The following is a 22,201-nucleotide window of genomic DNA, read 5'->3' as shown; positions in this document are numbered from 1 at the left end:
ATGGCCAAATTTCTCGAGCTTGCGACCCAGATGATGTGCGCCTGCACACGCCTCCATTCCGATCAGACAACGCGGAACATTGGCCAGCGACTGGTCAAGCTGATTTCTCGACCGCTTCTTGCGTAGCGTGATTGCGCCTGTGGTATCGAGACCGACGACATGGAATGTGTTCTTCCCGAGATCGATACCGATCGTGACAATGTTCGTATTCGACATGGCTTGCGCTCCTGCTGTTGCCCCGCCGGACTCCACGTTGCCGCTGGGAGCGGGCGTGGTCCATGCCATTAACTCGTAAGGCCGGTGCGCCTTGCCCTTGCCGATGCACTCCACCTCCGGCGCGTGCAGCGAATAGACCTTTGGGCCACGTTGGTGCTGCTTCTGGTCAAGCACCCGTCGCGCCAGTATCAGCATACGGTCGAGAGCGATCTGATGGAGCAAGTCGACATTGCCTTCGAGCTTGCGACCAATGTCGCGGATGACGCGTCCGAGATAGGTTCTAAGCGTCCTCAAGGCTCGATTGGCGCGCTTGAACTGCTTGGCGTGGGCATAGCGCTGGTGCTTGATCAGCGCGAACTTGCCGATCCGCCCATAGGATTGACGCAGCTTGATGCAGGCTCCCTTTGCGAGCCGCACCAGGATCTCGCGGGCGCGGTTCAGAAGCCGCGCGTCGGTCGGGAACATCACGTTCTTGGGCTGCACCGTGGTGTCGACGATGACGCGATTGAGGTCACTTGGCTTGATCGCCTTGGTCTTGGTGGCAACCGAGAGGCTCTCCTGCAGCAGCGCCTGCAGCTTCTCCTCGCCCATGCGCTGGCGCCAGCGCGTCAGCGAGGAGCGGTCGAACACCAGGCGGTGCTGGAAGAACTCCTCGCCGCAAAAGAACTGGTAATAGGGGTTCTCCACCCAGCGCTCGCACAGCACTTCGTCGGACAGGTCGTAGGTGTGCTTGAGGATGGCCAATCCCGCCATCAGCCGCGTCGGCAGCGGCGGCCGGCCCGGCTTGTCCTCGTAGACCGCGCCGAACCGTTCCGCGAGGAACGACCAGTCGATCGTCCGCGAAAGCTTCACCAGCGCATGGTTCATGTCGATGATCGCGTCCAGCCGTGAGCGCAGGAGATCGGCCTGTCCGCTGTCCCGTCGTTCCTTCGGTCGCATCGTCCCCTCCGATGCGACCCACGGAATCACGACCCGCGATTCGAGGAAATCGCAAAGAATGAAATTGCAGGCTTTCCGGCCTTCAAACCCAAAAAGCTGGCAATCTCAAACCTCGCTCCGTTCCCAAAATCGACTCCCGCCCAATGGCTTGGCAGGTTCTTCACGGCCGACTAACTGATCACTCATTCCGGCGTCGAGTACAAATCAGCGCAATGATGCCGTGCGGGAGCATTGCGGCAGATCCTTCGTTCCAGATCGACGGGCCGGTCGTAAGCGGAAGCGTGTGCGTACAATGACGAGTGATCGCTTCGTTGCCGGATGTATCGACGCGCGACTCGGTATTTTGCAAGCTATTGCTATCGTACGGACTGATTTGTAAAGCCGAGGCTGATTGCGGCTGCCGTCGTGGACCGGGAGCCGCGTGTGCTGTTTAGTTCTCGCCCGTGCGACAAGCCTTCAGAACCTCGCTAGCAGTTCTCAACATTGAGGCCGACGAATCACCCAAAGTCGGGGCTAGTGCTCCACCTTCGCTGTATTCATTCCAGGAATAGATCAGCGCAATCTGATAGGGGCATCGGTCCGGATGGTTCGACATGAAGCGCGACGCCTGTCGGCAGGCGAAAGAGAACTCGCTAGGGGTTGCGATCGTGACATGCGCACGCTTGTCGATGCGCGTGTAATCCCGTTTGTCATAAGCGGGAGGGGTCTCCTTTCGCGGCCGCGAGTCCCAACCGACCATGACGGTCGGCACCACACTGCCCGAACTGTGGGCCAACTCATCTTCCCAATATTGTTCTACGTGCCGTTGGAGCTCGGGATAGGTTCCAGACCTGTTTGGCCCGAAAGTTATCCCATATGCCGAAATGGCATCGACGGCTATCTGCTTTCGGACCGTTTCAGCTGTAGTAGGCGGTGCGTGCAGAAGCACGATGTAGGGGTTTTTACCACCCGAAGAAGTCGTCTGATTTCGCAGGTGAGACATCGATTTCCCGAGCTCGACGAGTGAACCATTCCAGTATGAGGGCAATAGGGCATCGAGGTAGTAGAGGAACAGAAGCGGTCTGCCGTCCTGCGTTCTCTGGTAGTTGTGGTCCGAAAAGAGACCGTGAATGCGCTTTGTCGCCTCGTCGAATCCGTTAGCGCGACCTAGCGTGTCTAAGGTCGCTATCAGACAATAGTTCATCTGATCGGCAATGCCGCTTCGACGATGGTACTTCAGCCCCTGCATCATCGAGTGCGCGAGGTCCAATTTGCCATCTCTGCCGTACGCTAGATATGCCCAATAGCCGAGACCGGCCGCATGAGCGACCCGTATCTCTTCGTCGAACGAGGCCTCGGTAGCGTTGAATTGCAACGTTTTGGAATCGGTCAGACGGCTATGGAGCGGCGCACGAAACTGCCAGTGTTGGGGACTCAAAGCTTTTTCTTCTTCATAACAGGGTTCCCCCCTCGTGTCGCAGTATTGTGCGTCCCACCTTATGGCTCCGAAGATCGGGCATCGAGTTTTTGGGTAACTGCGGGTGGGAAGCAGAAGGCTGGCGAAAAACCCTCGCAGAAGAGTCCGACGCGTTGATAGGTACGAGATGACTGACATCTGCGGTTACGACCAGATGGGCGGGGCCATTCATTTGCCTTGGAGAACGTCCACGCGGCTGTTGATCATTCCATAACAAGCTGCAAACGCCTCGCAGAACGTGAGGGGCAAAACTCGCACCTCTGGAGTTTGTTCCACGCTTGGAGTCATGTGCGGTTCCCGTGTCAGGTTATGATGCTCTCCGTTCGGATTGCGAACGCAAGACAGACTGAAGTTTGTCGGTCGCATGTCGCCTGATATCGACGTCATCCGTGGGCACGACGCGAACAAATCGCTCCGCAACCTCCGTTAAGAGCATATCCGGCTTGAACTCGTCGACCAATTTCCAGTCGATGGCGGACGACCAGACAAACATCACGACATCGACAGTCTCGGCAAACATTCCGGTGAGCATATGAGGCCGATACTCAAAAAAGGAATCACCGAACACGAGAATCCGCACTTTCGCCAGAGGGTGTCTTTCATTGCGATATTCGACGATCGATCCGACGTGCAGCAACAGATCGTTCGGCACTTGGCCGGTTTCACGCGCGGTCACGATATCGTTGGCCTCGACCCGGGATGCGCCAATGCCAAAACGTCCGAACCGGATCGTCTCGAACCGTTTGGGCGTCAACTTCGAGCCGAGATCCCAGCTACCCTCGCGGGCTGGTGCGTTCCGCATGATCAGATCTGCCTTTTGCGGTATCACCATGTATGAGCACAGCATCTGATAGGCGCTGAAACAGCCCTCCACCGTCCAATGAGTATCGGTTCGATGGAATACTTCGTAGTTGCCTGCCTGCTTTCTGAGATACTTGGTTAGCGGCACCAAGAATCCGCGCAACTCGGCATCACCGCTTTCTTCCAGGATTTCGGCCGGAAATCTCATTTGAGAGGTGACGGCGAGTGCCTTCGTCCTGAGAATCGAAAGTTTGTCTGGAACAAAGCAGTGAAGATATTTGATTCCTTTATCCGTAGCAGCTCTCTTTCTGCTGGTCAGGAGAGCTTTCCATGCAGAACAGATCAATTGGAGATTGTGGTCGGATTCGGAGAAAAGACGGGCGACGTCGTTGCTGCCACCGACTAAGAAGAGATGGCCGTCGTCTCCCTCGAAAACGTCTTTTGAGAGCTGTGGCACCACGCTCTATTTTCGTCTCAGTGCTATGCAATCTTGGGCCAACTGTCCGTGATCAGCATAGTCGATGACAGCGAATAGATTGGAGAACTTATCGGAGAGATATCTGTCCGTAACGAAGCATTCTGCAAACTCGCTGCGCGCCACTGAGTCCGAGGGCAGCCAAAAGAAATTGCCGGACCTGACTTTCGATATTGCGGCGTCGATCGCGTCACTGGGAAGCCGCTTCAGAATGAGATCAATCCAGAAGTGTATTTCTTGACCATTGATCTTCTTTCGGTGTGCTTCCTTCAGGTCCTCCAAGAATCGAATGCCGAGAGTCGTTATGAAGCAAATGCCACCTGGTCTGAGAACTCGGGCAATTTCGGAAATCCACCGATCAAAATAGTGCTGGTTAAAGTGTGAAAAAGTCGACCAAGTGACGAAGTGGGTCGCAAATCCGTCACGGAACGGGAGCGGTGGCAACGGATCGGTTTTGACGAAGCTGATATAGCTGTTCGCCTTGCGCGCTTCGACGATGAAGTCGAACGGTTCGACCGCATAGATATTCGCCGCAGGCACATCCCTCATAAAAGCGCGCGCGATGCGGCCCCAGCCAGTTCCAAAGTCGATCAGGATGCTATCCTTGGAGAGGGGGGCGCCGTTGGCGTTCAAGACGCTGACGCAGTGGTCACGAAAGCTGAGCGCGCCTCTGATCGCCATCTCATTGGAGTTTCCTTGCAGATGGCGCTGCAGGTCCGCTGACGGGAACGAGGGAAAGGCGATGCCTCGTATCGAAGGTTCTCTGACGCTCCTGACCAGATCGGACCGCCATTCCTGGTCGGTTAGGGGTGCATATGTCTCATATATCTTGTTGATCTCGGTTTTGTGCATCTCTTCCTCGATTGAGCGAACGCCGGTCTTTGAGCAGAAAGCTGCTTCGCTCAGGCTACTGGATGAGTCCAACCCGCTTGGCCTGATATCCGCGCTCAAGGATCGCCAGCCACCACGGCTGGTGATCGACGTACCAGTGCACGGCCTTGCGAATGCCGGTCTCGAAAGTCTCCTCCGCGCGCCAGCCGAGATCGCGTTCGAGCTTCGAGGCGTCGATCGCGTAGCGGCGATCGTGGCCGGGGCGGTCGGCGACGAAGGTGATGAGATCGCGGCGCCGCCCGGTTTGACCCGGACTAATCTCGTCGAGGAGATCGCAGATGCTTTCAACCACATGGAGATTGGTGCGCTCGTTCCGGCCACCGATATTATAGGTCTCGCCGACGGCTCCGTGCTCGAGCACGAGTGTGAGGGCCTTGGCGTGATCCTCGACATAGAGCCAATCGCGAACATTGTTTCCGTCGCCGTAGACGGGGAGCTGCTCTCCGGCCAGGCCCTTGATGATCATGTGCGGGACCAGCTTTTCGGGGAAGTGATAGGGGCCGTAATTGTTCGAGCAGTTGGTCAGGAGCGTGGGCAGCTCGTAGGTCTCATGCCAGGCGCGCACTAAGTGGTCGGATGAGGCCTTGCTTGCCGAGTAGGGTGAATTGGGCGAGTAGGGCGTGGTTTCCGTGAAGAAGCCTTCCTCGCCGAGCGAGCCGAACACTTCATCCGTGGAGATATGCTGGAAGCGGAACCGCGCCCGCTTGTCCGGAGATAGCGTCCTCCAGTAGCGTAGGGCCTCCTGGAGCAGTGTGAACGTTCCCACAATATTAGTCTGGATGAATTCGCCGGGGCCGTCGATCGAGCGGTCGACGTGGCTCTCTGCGGCAAGGTTCAACACAGCGTCGGGCTGATAGTGCTCGAACAGTCGGCGCAGACCCGGCGCGTCGCAGATGCATTGCTTCTCAAAGGCGTATTTGAGGTTTTCCGTCGCGCCGGGCAGGGAACCAAGGTTCGCGGCGTAGGTGAGCTTGTCGAGGTTGACGACGCGTGCGTGGCTGTTGCGCAGGAGATGTCGTACGACCGCGGAGCCGATGAACCCGGCCCCGCCCGTCACGAAGATGGTCACCCCCTTCAAACGCATGATCTCTACTCCGTGTGCCGAATCAGGCTGCTCTGTGCGCGCGTGCGACAGATTGTAGATATTCGCCGTAGCTGCTCTTGGCGGTTTTCGCGGCCACACGTTCGAACGCTTGAATCGTAATGTAGCCCTGTCGCAACGCGATTTCTTCTGGGCAGGCGATGCGCAGGCCCTGGCGTTGCTCGAGGATCTGGACGAAATGGCTGGCTTCGACGAGAGAGGAATGCGTACCGGTGTCGAGCCACGCAAAGCCGCGACCGAGCACGTCCACGTAGAGATCGCCTCGATCCATATAGGCCTTGTTAACGTCCGTAATCTCGATCTCGCCACGAGCCGACGGCTTGATGCGTGCGGCAATGTCCACCACGTCGTTGTCGTAGAAGTAGAGGCCGGTCACCGCGACGTTGGACTTCGGCTGTTTCGGCTTCTCCTCGATGGAAAGCGCACGGCCGGCCTGGTCGAGCTCGACCACGCCATATTCCTCGGGTGTGTTGACGACATAACCGAATATGGTAGCGCCCTTATTGCGCAGAGATGCCTTAGTCAACATTCCAGGCAAGCTGTGCCCGTAGAAAATGTTATCCCCTAACACAAGGGCGACCGGATCGTCGCCGATGAAATGCCGGCCGACGATGAACGCGTCGGCAAGTCCGCGGGGCGTCGCTTGCGCCGCGTAGGAGAAACGCAAGCCGATTTCGCTGCCATCGCCGAGCAGTCGTTCGAAAAGCGCCTGATCCTGCGGCGTGGAGATGATCAAAATTTCCCTGATTCCGCCGAGCATTAGCGTGGAGAGGGGATAGTAGATCATGGGTTTGTCGAAGACCGGCAGAAGTTGCTTCGAGACGACAGTCGTCACGGGATAGAGGCGAGAGCCGCTGCCGCCTGCGAGAATGATGCCTTTCATTTGCTCCTCACAGTGTACTTATCATAATCATAACATATAATGTGAAGAGTACAAGTTCGTGCCGACGCCGAGAGATCGGGGGTGGGCTCGGCAAATTCGAAGTGCTCCGAAATGAATGTGGTCCGGACAGAGCTTCCCGAAGTTCTCATCATCGAGCCCAAGTTCTTCGGCGACGACCGTGGTTTCTTCGTGGAGAGCTATCAATTCACTCGCTACATCACATACGGTATCACGCGGCCCTTCGTGCAGGACAACATGTCCCGTTCGCGTTACGGCGTTCTGCGGGGTCTGCATCTGCAGAATTCGGTTACCCAGGGCAAATTGGCCGCCGTGCTGCGGGGCAAGGTGCTCGACGTCGCCGTCGACACCCGCGTCGGCAGCCCGAATTTCGGACGTCACGTTGCCGTCGAGTTGAGCGAGCAGAACCGGCGGCAGCTATGGGTTCCGCGGGGATTCGCGCACGGTTTCCTGGTGCTCTCAGAGACCGCGGACCTTTTCTACAAATGCGATGATTTCTATAGTCCGGAGAACGAGATTTCGATCCGCTGGGACGACCCGGCGATCGGTATCAACTGGGGTAACGAAAAGCCGTCGCTCTCGGCCAAGGACGCGGACGCGCCGCTGCTTGCCGACGTCAAAAACCTTCCATTGTATGGGCAAGTCTGATGCGGATACTGTTGACGGGAACCGGCGGGCAGGTCGGAGGTGCATTACAACCACTCCTGGCTCGATTCGGAACGATCATCGCGCCTAACATCAATGAGTTCGATTTGTCGAAGCCTGACAGACTCGTCGGGGTACTCGACACGCTTCAGCCGGATCTCATCGTCAACCCCGCGGCCTATACCGCGGTGGACCGTGCCGAGGACGAGCGCGAGCTCGCATTCCGGATCAATGCCGGGGGACCCGAGGTGATCGCCCAATGGTCTGCGAAGCGTCGCGTGCCGGTGGTGCATTTTTCCACAGACTACGTCTTCGACGGCTCTGGGGAGGCGCCATGGCGCGAGGATAGTCCAACGGGGCCGTTGTCGGTCTACGGCGCGAGCAAGCTCGCGGGTGACACCGCCATTTGCGCAGCAGGCGGTCCGCATCTGATTGCACGCACCTCCTGGGTCTACGCCGCCCAAGGAGCCAACTTCCTACGCACGATCGCGCGGCTTGCGACGGAGCGCAAAGAACTGCGTATCGTTGCTGACCAGATCGGCGCGCCGACCTCTGCGAGAACGATCACCAACGCCATTGCAGATATCGTGCTGCCAAATCTGTCGAACCTAAATGAGCTCTTTGCGCGCAAAGGCGGCGTGGTCAATCTCGTCTGCGCCGGCGAGACCAGTTGGCATGGCTTTGCGAGCGCGATCGTCGCCGGCCTCAGGACGCGCGGCCTAAGACTCAAGGCGGAAAGCGTCATTCCGATCGCCACGGCCGATTTCCCGACTCGGGCGATACGGCCCAGCAATTCGCGGCTCGACCTGTCGCGCCTGAAGAGACAGTTTGGAGTGACCACGCCGAATTGGCAGGAGGCGTTATCGCTCGAGCTCGACGATTTCGTTGCCTTGCAAGAAAGAGCAGCACGCGCCGGGCCGGCGCGCCAGTTCCAGCAGCGAGCCCATTTTGATTGAACGGCGGATCGAGCGAAGGGGGCGCGCGGCGGCCTGAAGGACGATGAGGCGCCGCCTTAGAACCCCAACGGCACGTCGCGCGCGGGTTCGAGATGATTGTAGCGAGGGGCGCGTGGTCCGGGCGGCCAGGCGAGGCCGCTGTAGGGAATCCCATCGCGCGAGAGCTGCGGATTGTATGTAGGATCCTGGTTGAGCCATTCACCCCAGCGCGCCCGAAGCAGATCAAGTTCATGCTCGAACCGGCTGCGCCGGTCGGCGCGATCGTCCCGCCCGCGGCTAGCTGATTCGGCGTGAACTAACTTCGCATGCGGCGTAAAAACGATCCGCTTGCCCGCTTGGCGCAACCGTAAGCAATAGTCGACGTCGTTGAAGGCGACCGCGAAGCGCGACTCGTCCATCCCGCCAACGGCAAGATAGTCGCTACGTCTTGTTACGAGGCAGGCCGCAGTCACGGCGCTGCATTCGTGCGCGACAAGAAGCTGATCGAGAAACCCGGAATCATCACCGAATCTGTCGGTAAAGGCGTGAGTCGCCGCAAAATTCATTCCCAAGACGACACCGCCATGCTGAACGACGCCGCCAGGCCAAGTCAGGAGCGCGCCGACCGCACCGACATCAGGCTCGGCGAGCCGCGTGAGCATTTCCTCGAGCCAGTCTTTGGAACTCGCCTCGATGTCGTTATTGAGGAGACAGAGTACGTCACTATCGAGTGTTGCTGCGGCTCGATTGTTCAGCCTCGCGAAATTGAAGGGACCTTCGACCGGCAAAGTCCGTACGCCGCGTCTCGCCAAGCCTGCAAGATAGGCGATCGTCTCGGGATCGACACTGTCATTGTCGACCACAAGAATATCTGCGCGGCAGCACTCCACCGCCGGCGCGATGCTGTCGATGCAGGTGCGCAAGATTGGGAGCCGGTCCCGGGTCGGGATGACCACTGTCACGCGCTGGCGCGGAATCGCTCGACCAATTCGAACCGCAGGGAAAAGGTTGACTTCCTGCGGGGTCACGTCGGCACTGACGGCACGTGCGTCGAGGTGCATTTGGCTCGCCGCGGCAAGCCGATGGCTGGCGTTCGTTCGATCGAGTTTAGGAAGCGTCGCCAGTGCTCCCGGCAGATGAAGAATGTTTTCCTGACGTGGACCAGCGTGATCGAGGAGGCAGTTGAAGAGGCGGTAAAGATTGTCGGGACGGGCCTCAAGGCCGGCGAGCAGGGTGTCTCGTCGAACAGCAAACAGATGCGCACAATAGCCTTGCTCCAGCATCCTTTCGTAGTCGAATGCAGGAAAGGCCAGCGGCCAGAGCCGGCCATCCTCGGCGAGAAAATCAAGGTCGCCGTACAGTGCGATCGTATCCGGATAGGCGCCGAATGCTGCGGCAATGCGGGCCAGGGCATTCGGCTCGAGCACCACACCCGCCATCGCGATGACGACGTGATGTGAATCGGATGCGGCGCCGTCCAAAAACTCCAACAGAGCGTCGCTGTCGACAGAGAGTGGCTCCCCGTCAATCACGCCTGCCGTCCAGCTTTCATGGATCTGGGTCTCCAGCGCGGCAAGCGTTTGCTCTGCGCCGGGGGCGCCGGCGACGACGACCGCGAGCGAAAGGCCACTTGCTCGCGGCATCGGCAGCGGGAAGCGATCGCGCCAATTCACGTAGTCGGAAAACGGAAGCGAGGCGGGGATCAGCTGATCATACAACTGGCCGCGCAGGCGCTCGGCACCGTAACCGCCGAGCGCGTCAATCATTCCGGCAAGGCCGTCGGGAAAGGCGACAAAGACGGACGTCGCTGGAATTGGCTCACCGTCCTCCCTGCGCAACGAAATGCGGTGAACGCGCCCGTCGGCAAAGCGTTGCGGGACGTGGAAATCAAGAGCGCGCGCATTCCGGTGTGCCGCAGCTTCGCCCACATGCGTCCAGGCGGTTGCATTAACCTGGGCGACAACCTCTCCGTCCACGATTGCCTCCAGAAAGAGCGCGGAGTCGCTATCGATCCAGCCCTGGAAACGCAGCCCGCCGAGCCAGCGCAACTGACACGTCTTGCGCAGATCGGCGTGATTTGCGTGCTCGCTCTCCAAATCGACCGGTTGGCCGACAGGCGTGTCGAGATTGGCGAGGCGGGCCTCGAGGGTGCGTGCGGCGCGCAGCAGCTCGGGCTCAATCGTGATTGCGAATCCGCAACTCGCCTGGTGCGCTTGTTCAGCAAGCTCGGGAACGAAGGCGTCGGCATAGGTTGTGCAGAACACCAGGCCGTCGAGCAAAATCTCGACGCTATAGCGGCGCTCCGGCGCCTCAGCGTCGTAGACGAAGCCCGACAACGTGCCATCGCGAGCGAGCTCGAGCCGGCTGACGAGCTTTGGTCTGATCGACGATTCAGATGGGTGGCGAGAGAGACGCGACATGCTCAGGACCGCGTGACCCAGTCGACCACGAGATCGGCAAGCGCCGCCGCGTTCACAATGGCAGAAATGGCAAGGTCGCCTTTGCGGGGCTTCAGTGCGCCGCCGGACCAGTCACGGTAGGCGACTGGCCTCGTCGCCTGTCTGGCGGTCTCGACGAGTGGATGGCCGAAGACGGGCCGCTCAAAATCGGTCAGGATCCAGCCCGGATTATGTGGTCTCAGAACATCGCCAAGTTCGTCTGCGGCAATCGCGCCCGTGACGAAGATATTGGGCCGCGACATCAAGCGATGATCGCCGCAGGTCGCCCCGGCGATGACGATCGGTAGCGATGGTTTGCGCCGCCACAGACGATCGGCCAATGTTTGTATCATTTGCAGGCAAGCGAGCGTTGGCGTCGAGGGAACGATTGCAAGGGATTTATCATTGGCGGAGATTGGCGGCAGTGTCAGGGAACATGTGGGCCAGTCATGCAGCACGATCATGCGATCGGGCCACCTGCTTTGTGCATAGGCCTTGGCTGTTTTGCTGGGAACGAGAAGTGGAGCCGTGTCGGAGGGTACGGAAGCAATCTCGCCAATACTCTCCGATATCAGCCAGCGATCGATCGGAACATCGAGGCACCGGATCAGCTCGATGAGCCGCGACGGCAGGTTTGGCTCAAGGATCTCGACACGCATTGGGGATAGCCGTCTCAGGACGTCGCCAGCGTTGGCGATATCTACCTCGGTATCGAGTCTCAAACGCGTGGTCTGCGGCAAATGTCCGCCGGCAGCTCGGAGATGAAGCACGTTGTCGTCCCGCGAGAGCAGGACCGTGCGCTCGCTATGCAGGTGGAGATGGCGTATCAGCGCGTCGGTTACCGCAGGGCAGGTCCGCTCGCTCGCGAGAACTAGTACCGATGGCTCAGCCGGCCATGGCAGCGCACGCTCAAGCGCTGCGCGCGCCGGCCGTAACGGATCGGCGATTTCAAAGGCGCGGCATTCCGCCCGGTAGTCCGGGAAGCGCCGGTCCAAAACGCTGAGATTGCGAAGCACGAGGTCGCGCTTCTCCTCTTGAAAAGATTTCGAGCCATGATGTCCGACATAGACCGACGGCGCGCAAACATTCCGGAAGCCGTTGGTCCGCGCGCGGAGGCAGAGATCGACGTCTTCGAGATAACCGCGATCGAAATTGTCCGAGAGCTCGCCGACACTGCCGAGGCAGGCGCGGGTAACATAGAGGCAGAATCCGATGCCGCTTGCGACATCAATCGCGTTCCCCGCATTAGCTACGCTGGCGACGCGATCGATTGCGACAATCTCGTCATAGCGCGGCATCGGATTAACGTCGTTCGGCGTTGGAAAGGAAAAGATGTCGCCGTTGTTAGAAAGTGGTGTGACGGTTCCGATGTTTGGCGCCGAATATGCCACGTCGGCTAAGCGATCGACGAAGCCGGGCGGAACGAGCGTGTCGGAGTTGAGCAGTATTACGTCGCCCCTCTGGATCTCGTTCAGCGCCCGATTGATCGCGCCGACAAAGCCGAGATTGACTGGGTTTACGAGGAGACGAATCTTGCCTGCCGTCGCAAGCTCGCTCAGATGGCGCTGCAGCTCCACTTCCGGACTGGCATCGTCGATGGCGAGAACCTGAAACGCGTCCTTATCAGTTCCTCGTGGACGCCTTGCCTTGTCGAGGCTCTCGAAGCATTCGATCGTTGCCCGCGCATCCGCATAGACGGGGACAATAACGGTCGGCAGGTCGACGTTCGGTCCGGATCTGATGGAAGGATCGCGAGCGGCTCGGAGGGTCATCGTCGAGCTGAGATTGGACGCCACGCGTCGAACCTGGACGAGGTCTTCGCCGCATCTCAGCGTCACGATTTGAGATGTCGTGGACGGTGGCCGCCGAACTAAGAAGGTTGTTGCCTGCACATCCGCGCTCGCCAGGGGATGAAACGGATTGGGTTCGAGAATGCTCGTCAGCGTGCCGTCTTCGGTTGCAAGGCTCACTTCGACCGAACGGGCGTTCGTCCAGGCGACCCAGCCCGTCACGTGATTGTCGAACACAGAGCAGGCCGCCCAATGGCGGCCCCCGGCACGCCGCAGCTCGGTGATGGCAGCTCGAAGGACGGCCGGATTGCCTTCGCGGCATATTAGTTGAGCGGCTGCGGCCAGTCGCCGTTCGTCGGCAGCCCACACCAGCATCCGGCGGTTGGCGCCGACATCATAAGGATCAACAAGAAGCGCCCGCGCAAGGTCGGACAGCGCAGCTTCGCTATGTCCAAGCCTCCAAGCGGCTTCGGCGCGGAGAACGAAGCAGTGAGCTGCTGGTGGAGGCAAAACTCGAATGCGTCGATCGGCGTATTTGAGCGCCGTCGCGAACTCCTGCGTGGTCAACGCCTCTGCTGCGAGACGTTCGAGCGCGACATGCGCGTGAGGCCCGACGAGGAAGGAAACATCGCGAAACTTGCGATTGTCGTCGGACCCAGCCGATCGCTCACCCACGCTACGCGGCTCCATTTTCGCATTGCTCCTAGCCGATGGAGCTCTCTTGGCGCGCCCGGCTGCGGAAAACGCGGACCCGGCTGGAGCCGACCGGCTTTCGTGACGATTTTGCGGGAACGACGACATTGTCCGGGGCTGCTAACCGGTTGACGCCGATGCGAATGCCAACCAGAGGCTCGCGGCTGGTCGGCCCTGATAGAACGACGCGTTTGCCGACGGCGCGCAAGGTCGGCGCGTTCAAGAACGTCGCTTCCGCAACGAACTCGAATCTTGCGGCGCCACTGACTTCCAGCACGACGCCTGTAATCGGCAAGGCTCGTCCACGCGTGCCGGCATAGGACCCGAGCGACACCATTTTGCCGCTCCCGGCCTGGCCAATTGGCAATTGGACCGCATAGCGAATGTCGAGACCCGCCGGCTTCTCCGGCCATTCAAGGGCAATTCCTTCGATGCGCGATGGGGCCGTTGGACCTGCAATCCAAGCGTTAGGCGCGACGACAACATCGCCGCGACCTGCGACGTGGCCGAGGATCTTGAGACCGTCCAGTGCAACGTTTGCGTGCGTGGCCGCGCTCTCACCTTGCGCAGCGAGCGGCGCTCGGCCGGACTGAATCGGTTCGATACGAACCATGGCCGCGCGCGATCCCCCGGGTCGCATCGGCTGAACCTGGATCTGCAACGTGCCGGGTGTGTTGACCCGGACCATCAGGCCCGAATTCGGCTCCCAAAGTGTCGGCTCGGTTGCGTCGGGATGCATGATGAGCTCCATGCACCCTTCATGTCCCTGCGCCGGTACAACCGTCACGTGCGGCGGCGAGGCGAGATCGTCCGCGCTCTTGTAGCTCACGAAGAAGAGTCCCCGATCTAGACTTACAACTTTCTGCTGCTCAACATCGTCCATCATTGCTCCAATCACATTCGCTGAACCAACGATTTTTCTTCTCGCTTGACGGTGTTGCGTGATCCCGTGAGATTCGGAGCGTCGCTCCGACGAACCGGTCCGCGAACAAGTCGCCTTAGGGAACGCTTCTCAAGCGAACGGCGGGACGGCAATCTGGCGGCAACAGAGATCGGCGCATGTATTCGGTTTCTGCGTTGAGCAATCTGACGAAGCCTGTCATTCTCGTGCCTCAATAGCACGATAACGCCCGCGCTATCATCGGCGTCGATCAAGTAGGGACGGCGGCTTCGTGACTCAGAGTTGACGCGGAATTGTTTGGTGCTCATCAGGATGCTCACAGTTCAACGCGCATGTAAGCATGCTTATCATAGACAACACGGCAGGGAAACAACCAAAGCTGTCATGCGTTTGTCACGTTCACTTAATCTGTGACAGCAAAATACACTTCATGCCCGCGAGGGCTGACAGTGATACAGCAGTTTAGGATCGGGAACTGCCGGACGCACCTGTTTGCGTTGATCACGCCCAGAGCTTTTGCCGATGAAAATTCTTTTCGTTCACAACAATTTTCCGGCTCAATACCGCAACATAGCGGCTGCCTTGGCCAGGCAGCCTGGCTTCGAGCTCGTTGCCATCGGCGCGCCGACTTCAAGACCGATGCCATCCGTAAGATTGATCCGATATGCACTTCCAAAAGCTGAGGTGTCGGGAACGCATCCGTTTGCGCGACGCTTCGATCTTGAGTGCCGGCGCGCAGAGCAGGTGCTGTACAGTCTTTCGAGCTTACAGACGTCCGGGTTTTCGCCGGATCTGATTCTCGCCCATCCCGGGTGGGGCGAGACGCTGCCGTTGCGTACGATGTTTCCCAAGGCACGTTTGCTCATCTATTGCGAATTTTTCTACGGGCCCGAGGGGCGTGACGTCGGGTTTGACCCGGAATTTCCGGTGCCCGGAGTTGATGGCCATATTGGTCTTGATGTGAAGAATGCGACGACTCTGCTCGCGCTCGAGGATTGCGAAATGGGGATCTCGCCAACGAGATGGCAAAAATCGACCTTTCCCCCACATTATCAAAGCAAGATCGACGTGATCCATGAGGGCATCGACACGGCGCGGATGCGGCCGGACCCCCATGCGCGCCTGACACTACCGAATGGCCAGTACCTTCGCCCTTCCGACGAGGTCGTGACGTTTGTCGCGCGAAATCTCGAGCCGTTAAGGGGCTACCATATCTTTATGAGGGCACTGCCGGAGATCTTGAGACGCCGGCCGAACGCGCAGATCATCGTCATCGGCAGGACCGGCGTCTCCTACGGTCTGCCGCCACCGACGGGCACGACCTGGAAGGCAACATTCCTTGCTGAAGTGCGTGATCGCCTCGACTTGTCCCGTGTACATTTCGTGGGCGGCGTCCCGTATGACACCTTTATTGCCGCCCTTCAGGTCTCATCCGCACACGTCTATCTTACGTATCCCTTCGTACTGTCCTGGTCGATGTTGGAAGCGATGAGCGCGGGATGCCTTGTGATCGGTTCTGACACGGCGCCAGTACGTGAAATCATCCGCTCCGGGGAAAACGGTTTGCTTGTACCATTCTTCGCGGTGGACGAGCTTTCCGAACGGATTATTGAAGCGCTGGCACAGCCGGCAAGGTTCTCCGAGCTGCGCGCGACCGCCCGCCACTACGTGATCGATCATTATGATGCGGAGCAGGTCTGTGTGCCGCGGATGCGTCTTCTTCTGAATCAAAGACGGGGTGCGCCTCCTCCGGGCGGCATTTGAACCTACGCGCCGACCGGTTGCGAAGCCGGCTGAATGAGCCGCACTTCTGACCAGACCTGCAATCTCACGCGCCGTGTAATTGTGGCCAGCCCGCCATCTCCACAGGAGCCGCGCCAAAACTATCCGGAGGTGCGCAGCGCCGACAGTTCAGCTGAACGTTGGCGAGCTTCGGCACGCGCCGCGTTGAGCATCGCAACTTTCCCAGATCAACGCGATGCGTTGAAATGGACCCCGATCTCGGGGACGACGTGCTTAGTTAGACGGGGCATGAGCGGAAAACTGCTCGCGCAACTCATGACAGGCGAAAAGCCCGCGATCGACCCCACACCATACGTGCCGGCGCGCTTCACCTGACCGAATCAGGAAAAATCGCGACGTCAGAATCTTGAGGGTTCTGTGAGGTCGCGTGGCAGGCGCGAGCCGCGCGCCCGGTTTGGCGTGCGACCTCATAGAAGCCGGATTGAACGAAGCTGCGGAGCTGTGGGCGCTATGGGAATAGTGCAGCGGGTGGGGCTGCTGGGAAGGCGCGCCTGGGGTCGCCGCGCGTCGGCGAGTCATTCATCGGATCTGAGGGGCCGGATTGATCGGGCCAAGGGCGCGATCCAGCCAACGTTAGCGCGATCCCCCTCGATTCAGGTAGTAGCACGCTTCGATGCATGAGCCTACGGTGTTCTATCGAACGTCTGAACTTCCAGGGCGTTTTTGGAGTACAGCGAGTTCATCACGGAACAACGCCCATGAAGCGCCTCAGGTTCAAGCAGCATAAAACACTGGGCGAACGGCTCATCGAAGGAGCCCGCGCAGAGCACTTGCCCCCCGGCAAAGAGCGTGAGGTCCTTTTAAGAAGGTGCGTGAAGTCCGTTCAACACCCTCACAGCCTGAGCGATGGAGGTGTTTTCCTCTTACTCAAATCAGCACGTGAACTAGTCTAGGTGTTCCTGCAGGGCACCAGGTGGTGAAGAAGGCAAGGTCATCACCGGGCGACGCGCCGACGGATCAGGAGGCCGCGTGTCCACGAACCGGCATTTGCGCTGTTGAACTGCTGCAGCCAGGGTCCTTTGGTTCCGGCTCCCGCCGACACGGCAGGTGTGACGGGAGGCGGCAACATCTACTTTTGGTTGATTTCGTCCCGAAAGTGCCGTTCCCTTGCTTTATTTCCGTTGAGGGCTACGACCTAGAATGATGCCCAAACAGCCCGACGCCCGGATCGATAATTATAAAGCTCCAAATTGTGGTAACCGGCTCCCAGCTTAGGCTCCTTTTTTTCGTTTGGAGTGGGCCGAAGGAACGTCAAGCCTGCGTCCTTCGAATGCGCGTGATCGATGTCACCATCATGATCCTGGCTGCGGCCTTTCCGTGGTCCACGTCCGCCACAACCATCTTGGCGATCCCCGTACTGCTCATGGTCCTGATCACGTACGGTCCGCTCGAGTTGACTAAAGATTGGACGCGACCTGCCTACGCGCTTCCGGTCGCGCTCTTCGGAATTGCTGCAATCGGGGTGACCTGGGCCCATGAGGTGCCGTGGTCGGACCGATTGCATGCGTTCGAGAAGGTCGGAAAATTGCTCTGGGTGCTACCGCTCGCCCTGCATTTTCGAGAATCGGGTTGCGCCCGGATGGTGTTCGTGACCTATGTTGCTTCCAGCTTGGGTCTGCTGGCATTCTCGTTTGTTTTGTTCATCTCGCCCGAAGTCTTCCATCTGATCGGAGCGAGGGAGGCGGGAGTCCCAGTCAAGAACTATATCGACCAAAGTCAGGGATTCGTTCTCATCGCGGTCGTCCTGCTTGGGCTTGCCGCGGAGTCCCTGCGTAACGGACTGCGAAACAAGGCGCTTCTTCTTTGCGCAGTGTCGTCCGCCTTTCTTGCTAATCTCGCGTTCGTCAACGTCGCGCGCACCGCTTTCATCTACTTGCCGATAATGCTGACGCTGCTTGCATTGCGCTATGTTCAAGGATGGTCGCTGCTTGCGTTGTTCGCGGGGATCAGCGCGCTAACGGCCGGATTGCTGGCGACGTCACCGAATCTGCAAACGAAGACGACTCGTCTGTTCAAGGAAATCGACAGCTATCGCGCGAACGCTGTGTTCACCGCTGACGGTTATCCAGCTGGAGGCGCCGAGCGTCTCGAGTTTTGGCGCAAGTCGATCGGCTTCGTGCGTTCCGCACCGGTTCTCGGGCGCGGGACCGGGTCGACCAGAAGTCTGTTCGCTGCAGCGGCGGCGGGACATGATGGCCTGACGGGTTTGGTAGTTGACAACCCGCATAATCAGACGCTTGCCGTCGCGATCCAATGGGGAATGCTCGGCGGCATAGTTCTTTTTGGAATGTGGGGGGCTCATCTCTGGCTGTTCCGTGCAGGGATGATGGGACCGAATGGGAATTTCCTTGCATTGATCGGCTTTGTTGCCGTCGTTCAGAACATTGCGAGCTCGGTCTTCAACTCTCACCTATTCGACTTTTATCAAGGCTGGCTGTACGTGTTTGTAGTTGGCATTCTCAGCGGGCAGGGAGAAGGCAAACGCCTGGAGTGACCGATGAGCTGCACAAGGCTGCTTCGGTGTTGCCCACCAGCCCTTCAACTCTCACGTTTTCTCCTAGTTGTCGAGTTGAGCGGTTCTTCAACCGGATCAAGCAATGTCGCGGTGGCACGGGCTACGACAAACTTGTCGCTACCTCGCGTTCATCCAACTGACTTCAATTAGGCTATGGCTTGGCGCTAATGACGTCCTAGGCGAAGAACTGCGAGATTTGCGCGTGAGCGTTTCTATCGCCCCCGAATGTCGCAGTGAGAGGCCGCGTTGAAATACCTATGACCGATTCCGAGCGCTTCTTCTCGATCCGCGGGTCTCTCTTCAGCGCACTGAGCGCGTAGGGATCAACAATAGAGATCTTCAGACCGTTCGCCAGCCCTTCCACGATCGCGTCATTGATATGGGCGTCACTGAAGCTGTAACCGATTATCAGCAGTCGGGCCGATCGCCTGAGAAGTATCCCGCGGAATTGATCATGATACCATTTCAGGTTGGGGTATAGACCAATGCTTACGGCTTTTTCCCCTCCCATGATGAGAATGCGCTACCCATGTTGGACTCGACCCAATTCACCGATCCATGGGAGTTTCACGTAAGGTTGGGCACCACTGGTTGGGATAGTAGTGAAAGGCGGATTGGGCTCCACGGGAGCGAACTTGTCTTGGCGGGTTCCGCTTGGCCTGAATGTCGATGGGTGTCTCATTCCCGGCTGATAAAGACGAGACCAGTTCTGCGGCGTACCGAATATTGGATTGTAGTGTTGTTCGAGCAGGCTCTCTTGATTGAGCGCAGATATCACATGGAAGCGGCTAAGGAACGCAGCGACAGAGTGCTGGACGCTGGGCGGGTTCTCGAACTCGAACTGTTTATAATGAAACTGTTGTTCATGTGGTTGAAGATGCCAAACACTGAGGTCAGCAGCCGCATCGGCACGCCTCTGGTCCTCCGCGTCTTTCGAAATTTGTAGCTCGGCCATTACGCTTTCGAAACGACCGCCTGAATCGAACAGTCGATCCCGCGAGACCGTATCGATGTTTTTGTCGGCTAAGATCTGTTCAAAGACCTCGGAAGCAAGAGGGCCGCCCCAGTTGTAAGAAAAGCCTGCGCCGGTCAGAAGGAAACAGGTCATAGCAATCGCCAATCGTGGACAGTCTTGCCAAATAGCAGCTTTCCGGTGCGCATAATAGGGGTGAATAAAGCATTGGCCTTCACGGCACTATCTGCTGCCGCATGTGCGGGGTCTTGCCCGTGGAGCAGATTCAACGCTAGGTCAACGCCGACCACCCGTATTCCCACCACATCTGCAAGCTAGTGCTGCGCACATCCTGAAGCCGGCAGAGGCGGACAATTGCACCGATATTGCAGATTGATGATGCTTGAGCCCATCACTGCTTCTCTGCGGGCGCATCGCCTTCGGCTGACGGGGCGGGCGGTGATGACGGCGCTGGCGTGTCCACTGGTGTCGCAGCAACGCAATCACCTGCCCAGATCTTCGCGCCTCTGACCGTCCCGACTAGTTTACAACCCAGCGGCGCCTGCGACTTAACATGAGTGGATGGCATCTTTGCTGCTCTGGGTGGAGCAGCTTGAGCAAAAGCGCCGTTCGCAAAGAACAGCGTGATTAGCGCGATCAGCAGCTTCATGGTCACCTCAAATCGTTCAGTTGCTCACTTCTTCGTCTTCAGCCCGAGCTCGACCAGCCGACGCACGGCCTGAGTGCGCGTTATCCTCTCGCCGATCTTCGCGATCCATGCGATTGCAGCAAGCTCGGCTTCATGCCACCGCTCGCCGATCTGGACGCCCTTACCTGTTGACGCCGCCTACACCGGCGCGTTGGCCGCCACCGGCGTCAGGATCTCGATGGACGGTCGCGGGCGCTGGATGGACAACGTGTTCATCGAGCGGTCTTGCAGGTTATCTTGAACGGGTTACGATGCAACGTATTTTAGAGCTTTGTATTCGGAGCAACCCATTGCCAACAACCGTCGAATTGATCGTTTCCGCTTATGTACGTTTGAAGAACCGGCAAGCCCTGGAGAATATGCGAGAACTTTGCGGCCAGTTGCTGGGAACACTACAGTCCACATCCGGCACCAACCCGGCTCAGTCGCGATCTTCTCTACTTGAAGACCTCCGAGTGATCGAGGATGGACTGGAGCAGCTCCGGCCGCCACGGTACGGCTGAGGACAGTGATCAAACGAACGACAGCCGCAATCGCGGCCCGAAAGCCAAGGTCGCAGCCGCGAATGATGTCCTGCCAGGCACTGCCGCCGGCCAGCTCATAGGGCGATGTAACCGAAGTCAGCGAGAGCCCACACCCCCGAGAAGGAGTCGGAATTCCTCGCTTGGGCACGTCTTCGCGCAGCGTGGGAGGGCCGCGACGAACCGGCTGATGTCGAAGATCTTGGCCAGGCCGAAGTCGCCGACAGCGAGATATATGCTGTTACACGGGCTTTCGAACGGCACGACGTTGGTGCCCTCGTCGTCGAGCCATGGGTCGCCAAAGAACGTGGGCTTGCTGAACGACAATATCTCGATCCTCTCATGATAGCGGTGTGTTCTCCGCACCAACATGGATAGGCAACAAATCGATCAATCCTGTGATACGGCCTCAAACCTCCCCGAACTGTCGCGGCTTCCGTAGCTTCCCCTCGGGTAAGTAATAGCCGTTCACGCTTGTGGCCTCATCTCCGACATCACCCTTCCGCCACCCCAGCTATTCGCATGCCCTGATAAACTCGTTCGCGTTTAGCCAAGTAGGTTGGATTATCACTCGACGCGCCGTCACGAAAGCGGCGGATCGTAAAGCTGGGATCAAGCAAAGATCCGGCCCTCGCGGCGGCCCTTGCGTCATCCAGCGAACCGAGCAGCGCCAGTACCGTGGCGAGCCCAAAATGCGCTATGGGATAATTCCGATTGGCTTCAATGCCACGATGGAACCAGTCGAGTTGACTGCTTCAGCCGGTGCGTCGATCTGTAGCTTGGCGAACGCGATCATAGTCAGCCAGCGGAATGCAAACATATCGCGGGGAGAGAGGCAGGGCTCTCACAGCTCGTCAAGTAATGCACCGACCGAACGCTCGGGCGAGATGAGTCGGGCGAAGAAGTATTATTCACGGGTCCTGTTTCTCTGACTTACGACTCTCCCTCAGTCATCGATTCCGTGCACAATTTGGCCGTTGGCCAGATCGTGCTTGGCACGTACGAAGAGTACGATGCCAAGCTGCAGGCTATCGATCTCCTTTCGAACGCCTGAACCGCCGTTGCTGAAGAGACGCCCTTGGCCTAGCCGACAGTGGAGAGGATAGTAGTTGGGATCACGCCTTCCGTTCAGAAGGAAGCTTGCAATCCGGGCGAACTGAGTCCCGCCTGAGCTGCGCTTCGCTTGTTGCCCCCGTCTCATCCAATGTCCGGTTGAGCCCATTGAGCTGGCCCCGGTTGTCTGAACAGAATATCCGCGTCGATAAGTGGAGCCTCTGCCGGGGTTAGGCTGCCGTGCGGAGCGGCAGCGGGGTGAAGTAGGCTTGATCCGGTGTGCTGCCGTCAAGGCTCGAATGTGGACGGCGGCAATTGTAGAAGTCCAGATAGCGGCCAATCGAGGCGCGAGCGTCGCTGACGCTGTCGTAGGCCCGCAGATACACCTCCTCGTATTTGACGCTGCGCCACAGCCGCTCAACGAACACGTTGTCCCGCCAGGCGCCCCGGCCGTCCATACTGATG

General features: G+C 58.7%; 18 protein-coding genes. 4 read left to right on the top strand and 14 right to left on the bottom strand.

Annotation, left to right across the window (positions count from 1 at the left end; genetic code table 11):
- The 6 genes from E4K64_RS37490 to rfbA form a co-directional block, all read right to left on the bottom strand.
- Nucleotides 1-1,155, bottom strand: a 1,155-nt coding sequence (locus E4K64_RS37490; RefSeq protein ID WP_235884936.1) for an IS5 family transposase, incomplete at its 3' end; no start/stop codon positions are given.
- A 430-nt stretch (nucleotides 1,156-1,585) separates the two neighbouring features.
- Nucleotides 1,586-2,572 carry a glycoside hydrolase family 71/99 protein gene (locus tag E4K64_RS37485; protein ID WP_167772436.1) on the bottom strand — a complete coding sequence of 329 codons (987 nt, stop codon included), beginning with the start codon at nucleotides 2,570-2,572 and terminating at the stop codon, nucleotides 1,586-1,588.
- Nucleotides 2,573-2,918: 346 nt separating this feature from the next.
- Complete coding sequence (locus E4K64_RS37480; protein WP_126262017.1) at nucleotides 2,919-3,872, bottom strand: alginate O-acetyltransferase AlgX-related protein; 954 nt, start codon at nucleotides 3,870-3,872, stop codon at nucleotides 2,919-2,921.
- A gap of 3 nt (nucleotides 3,873-3,875) precedes the next feature.
- Nucleotides 3,876-4,739: a class I SAM-dependent methyltransferase gene (locus tag E4K64_RS37475; RefSeq protein WP_126262018.1), complete on the bottom strand. Its 864-nt coding sequence runs from the start codon at nucleotides 4,737-4,739 to the stop codon at nucleotides 3,876-3,878.
- Nucleotides 4,740-4,794: 55 nt separating this feature from the next.
- Nucleotides 4,795-5,862, bottom strand: coding sequence for a dTDP-glucose 4,6-dehydratase (rfbB, locus tag E4K64_RS37470; protein WP_126262019.1), 1,068 nt, complete (start codon nucleotides 5,860-5,862; stop codon nucleotides 4,795-4,797).
- Between the two features lie 22 nt (nucleotides 5,863-5,884).
- The gene (gene rfbA / locus E4K64_RS37465; protein ID WP_126262020.1) at nucleotides 5,885-6,763 is read right to left on the bottom strand and encodes a glucose-1-phosphate thymidylyltransferase RfbA; all 879 of its coding nucleotides are present in this window, start codon (nucleotides 6,761-6,763) and stop codon (nucleotides 5,885-5,887) included.
- Nucleotides 6,764-6,874: 111 nt separating this feature from the next.
- On the opposite strand from rfbA, the gene rfbC reads away from it, so the two are divergent.
- Nucleotides 6,875-7,429, top strand: coding sequence for a dTDP-4-dehydrorhamnose 3,5-epimerase (gene rfbC, locus E4K64_RS37460; RefSeq protein WP_126262021.1), 555 nt, complete (start codon nucleotides 6,875-6,877; stop codon nucleotides 7,427-7,429).
- Nucleotides 7,429-8,382: a dTDP-4-dehydrorhamnose reductase gene (gene rfbD / locus E4K64_RS37455; RefSeq protein WP_126262022.1), complete on the top strand. Its 954-nt coding sequence runs from the start codon at nucleotides 7,429-7,431 to the stop codon at nucleotides 8,380-8,382. Before rfbC ends, rfbD begins: the two co-directional genes overlap by 1 nt.
- A 56-nt stretch (nucleotides 8,383-8,438) precedes the next feature.
- On the opposite strand, the gene E4K64_RS37450 is transcribed toward rfbD, so the two are convergent.
- From E4K64_RS37450 to E4K64_RS37440, 3 genes are all read right to left on the bottom strand, one after another.
- Entirely contained in the window at nucleotides 8,439-10,697 is a 2,259-nt protein-coding gene (locus E4K64_RS37450) for a glycosyltransferase family 2 protein (RefSeq protein ID WP_347338656.1), read from the bottom strand.
- 86 nt (nucleotides 10,698-10,783) lie between these two features.
- Nucleotides 10,784-13,279, bottom strand: a complete 2,496-nt coding sequence (locus E4K64_RS37445) for a glycosyltransferase (protein WP_235884935.1) — start codon at nucleotides 13,277-13,279, stop codon at nucleotides 10,784-10,786.
- Between the two features lie 13 nt (nucleotides 13,280-13,292).
- Nucleotides 13,293-14,168, bottom strand: coding sequence for a hypothetical protein (locus E4K64_RS37440; RefSeq protein ID WP_126262024.1), 876 nt, complete (start codon nucleotides 14,166-14,168; stop codon nucleotides 13,293-13,295).
- A gap of 537 nt (nucleotides 14,169-14,705) precedes the next feature.
- Here E4K64_RS37440 and E4K64_RS37435 point away from each other — a divergent pair.
- Together E4K64_RS37435 and E4K64_RS37425 are read left to right on the top strand one after the other, a co-directional pair.
- Nucleotides 14,706-15,947, top strand: coding sequence for a glycosyltransferase family 4 protein (locus E4K64_RS37435; protein ID WP_126262025.1), 1,242 nt, complete (start codon nucleotides 14,706-14,708; stop codon nucleotides 15,945-15,947).
- A 1,315-nt stretch (nucleotides 15,948-17,262) separates the two neighbouring features.
- Nucleotides 17,263-18,480 (top strand): O-antigen ligase family protein, encoded by a 1,218-nt coding sequence (locus E4K64_RS37425; protein WP_164719136.1) that lies wholly within the window; start codon nucleotides 17,263-17,265, stop codon nucleotides 18,478-18,480.
- Between the two features lie 196 nt (nucleotides 18,481-18,676).
- On the opposite strand, the gene E4K64_RS40805 is transcribed toward E4K64_RS37425, so the two are convergent.
- The 5 genes from E4K64_RS40805 to E4K64_RS37380 all read right to left on the bottom strand — a co-directional run.
- Nucleotides 18,677-19,012: an SIR2 family protein gene (locus tag E4K64_RS40805; RefSeq protein ID WP_164719137.1), complete on the bottom strand. Its 336-nt coding sequence runs from the start codon at nucleotides 19,010-19,012 to the stop codon at nucleotides 18,677-18,679.
- Nucleotides 19,013-19,024: 12 nt separating this feature from the next.
- Entirely contained in the window at nucleotides 19,025-19,609 is a 585-nt protein-coding gene (locus tag E4K64_RS37415) for a hypothetical protein (protein WP_135167524.1), read from the bottom strand.
- Nucleotides 19,610-19,865: 256 nt separating this feature from the next.
- The gene (locus tag E4K64_RS37410; RefSeq protein ID WP_126262029.1) at nucleotides 19,866-20,123 is read right to left on the bottom strand and encodes a hypothetical protein; all 258 of its coding nucleotides are present in this window, start codon (nucleotides 20,121-20,123) and stop codon (nucleotides 19,866-19,868) included.
- A 659-nt stretch (nucleotides 20,124-20,782) separates the two neighbouring features.
- Complete coding sequence (locus E4K64_RS37395) at nucleotides 20,783-21,010, bottom strand: hypothetical protein (RefSeq protein WP_126262032.1); 228 nt, start codon at nucleotides 21,008-21,010, stop codon at nucleotides 20,783-20,785.
- Nucleotides 21,011-21,966: 956 nt separating this feature from the next.
- Nucleotides 21,967-22,201, bottom strand: a 235-nt coding sequence (locus E4K64_RS37380; RefSeq protein WP_135161597.1) for an integrase core domain-containing protein, incomplete at its 5' end; no start/stop codon positions are given.

It is taken from the genome of Bradyrhizobium frederickii (assembly GCF_004570865.1).
In the GTDB taxonomy this organism is placed as follows: domain Bacteria; phylum Pseudomonadota; class Alphaproteobacteria; order Rhizobiales; family Xanthobacteraceae; genus Bradyrhizobium; species Bradyrhizobium frederickii.
The sequence above is the reverse complement of the archived record's forward strand: the minus strand, read 5'-3'. Positions and strand labels throughout refer to the sequence as shown.

What these genes read in the sequence shown, in the direction of transcription:
- E4K64_RS37445 (WP_235884935.1), bottom strand. Translation starts at nt 13,279, where the DNA reads ATGGAGCCGCGTAGCGTGGGTGAGCGATCGGCTGGGTCCGACGACAAT.
- E4K64_RS37410 (WP_126262029.1), bottom strand. Translation starts at nt 20,123, where the DNA reads ATGAAGCTGCTGATCGCGCTAATCACGCTGTTCTTTGCGAACGGCGCT.
- rfbB (WP_126262019.1), bottom strand. Translation starts at nt 5,862, where the DNA reads ATGCGTTTGAAGGGGGTGACCATCTTCGTGACGGGCGGGGCCGGGTTC.
- rfbC (WP_126262021.1), top strand. Translation starts at nt 6,875, where the DNA reads ATGAATGTGGTCCGGACAGAGCTTCCCGAAGTTCTCATCATCGAGCCC.
- E4K64_RS37435 (WP_126262025.1), top strand. Translation starts at nt 14,706, where the DNA reads ATGAAAATTCTTTTCGTTCACAACAATTTTCCGGCTCAATACCGCAAC.
- E4K64_RS37475 (WP_126262018.1), bottom strand. Translation starts at nt 4,739, where the DNA reads ATGCACAAAACCGAGATCAACAAGATATATGAGACATATGCACCCCTA.
- E4K64_RS37415 (WP_135167524.1), bottom strand. Translation starts at nt 19,609, where the DNA reads ATGACCTGTTTCCTTCTGACCGGCGCAGGCTTTTCTTACAACTGGGGC.
- E4K64_RS40805 (WP_164719137.1), bottom strand. Translation starts at nt 19,012, where the DNA reads ATGGGAGGGGAAAAAGCCGTAAGCATTGGTCTATACCCCAACCTGAAA.
- E4K64_RS37440 (WP_126262024.1), bottom strand. Translation starts at nt 14,168, where the DNA reads ATGATGGACGATGTTGAGCAGCAGAAAGTTGTAAGTCTAGATCGGGGA.
- rfbD (WP_126262022.1), top strand. Translation starts at nt 7,429, where the DNA reads ATGCGGATACTGTTGACGGGAACCGGCGGGCAGGTCGGAGGTGCATTA.
- rfbA (WP_126262020.1), bottom strand. Translation starts at nt 6,763, where the DNA reads ATGAAAGGCATCATTCTCGCAGGCGGCAGCGGCTCTCGCCTCTATCCC.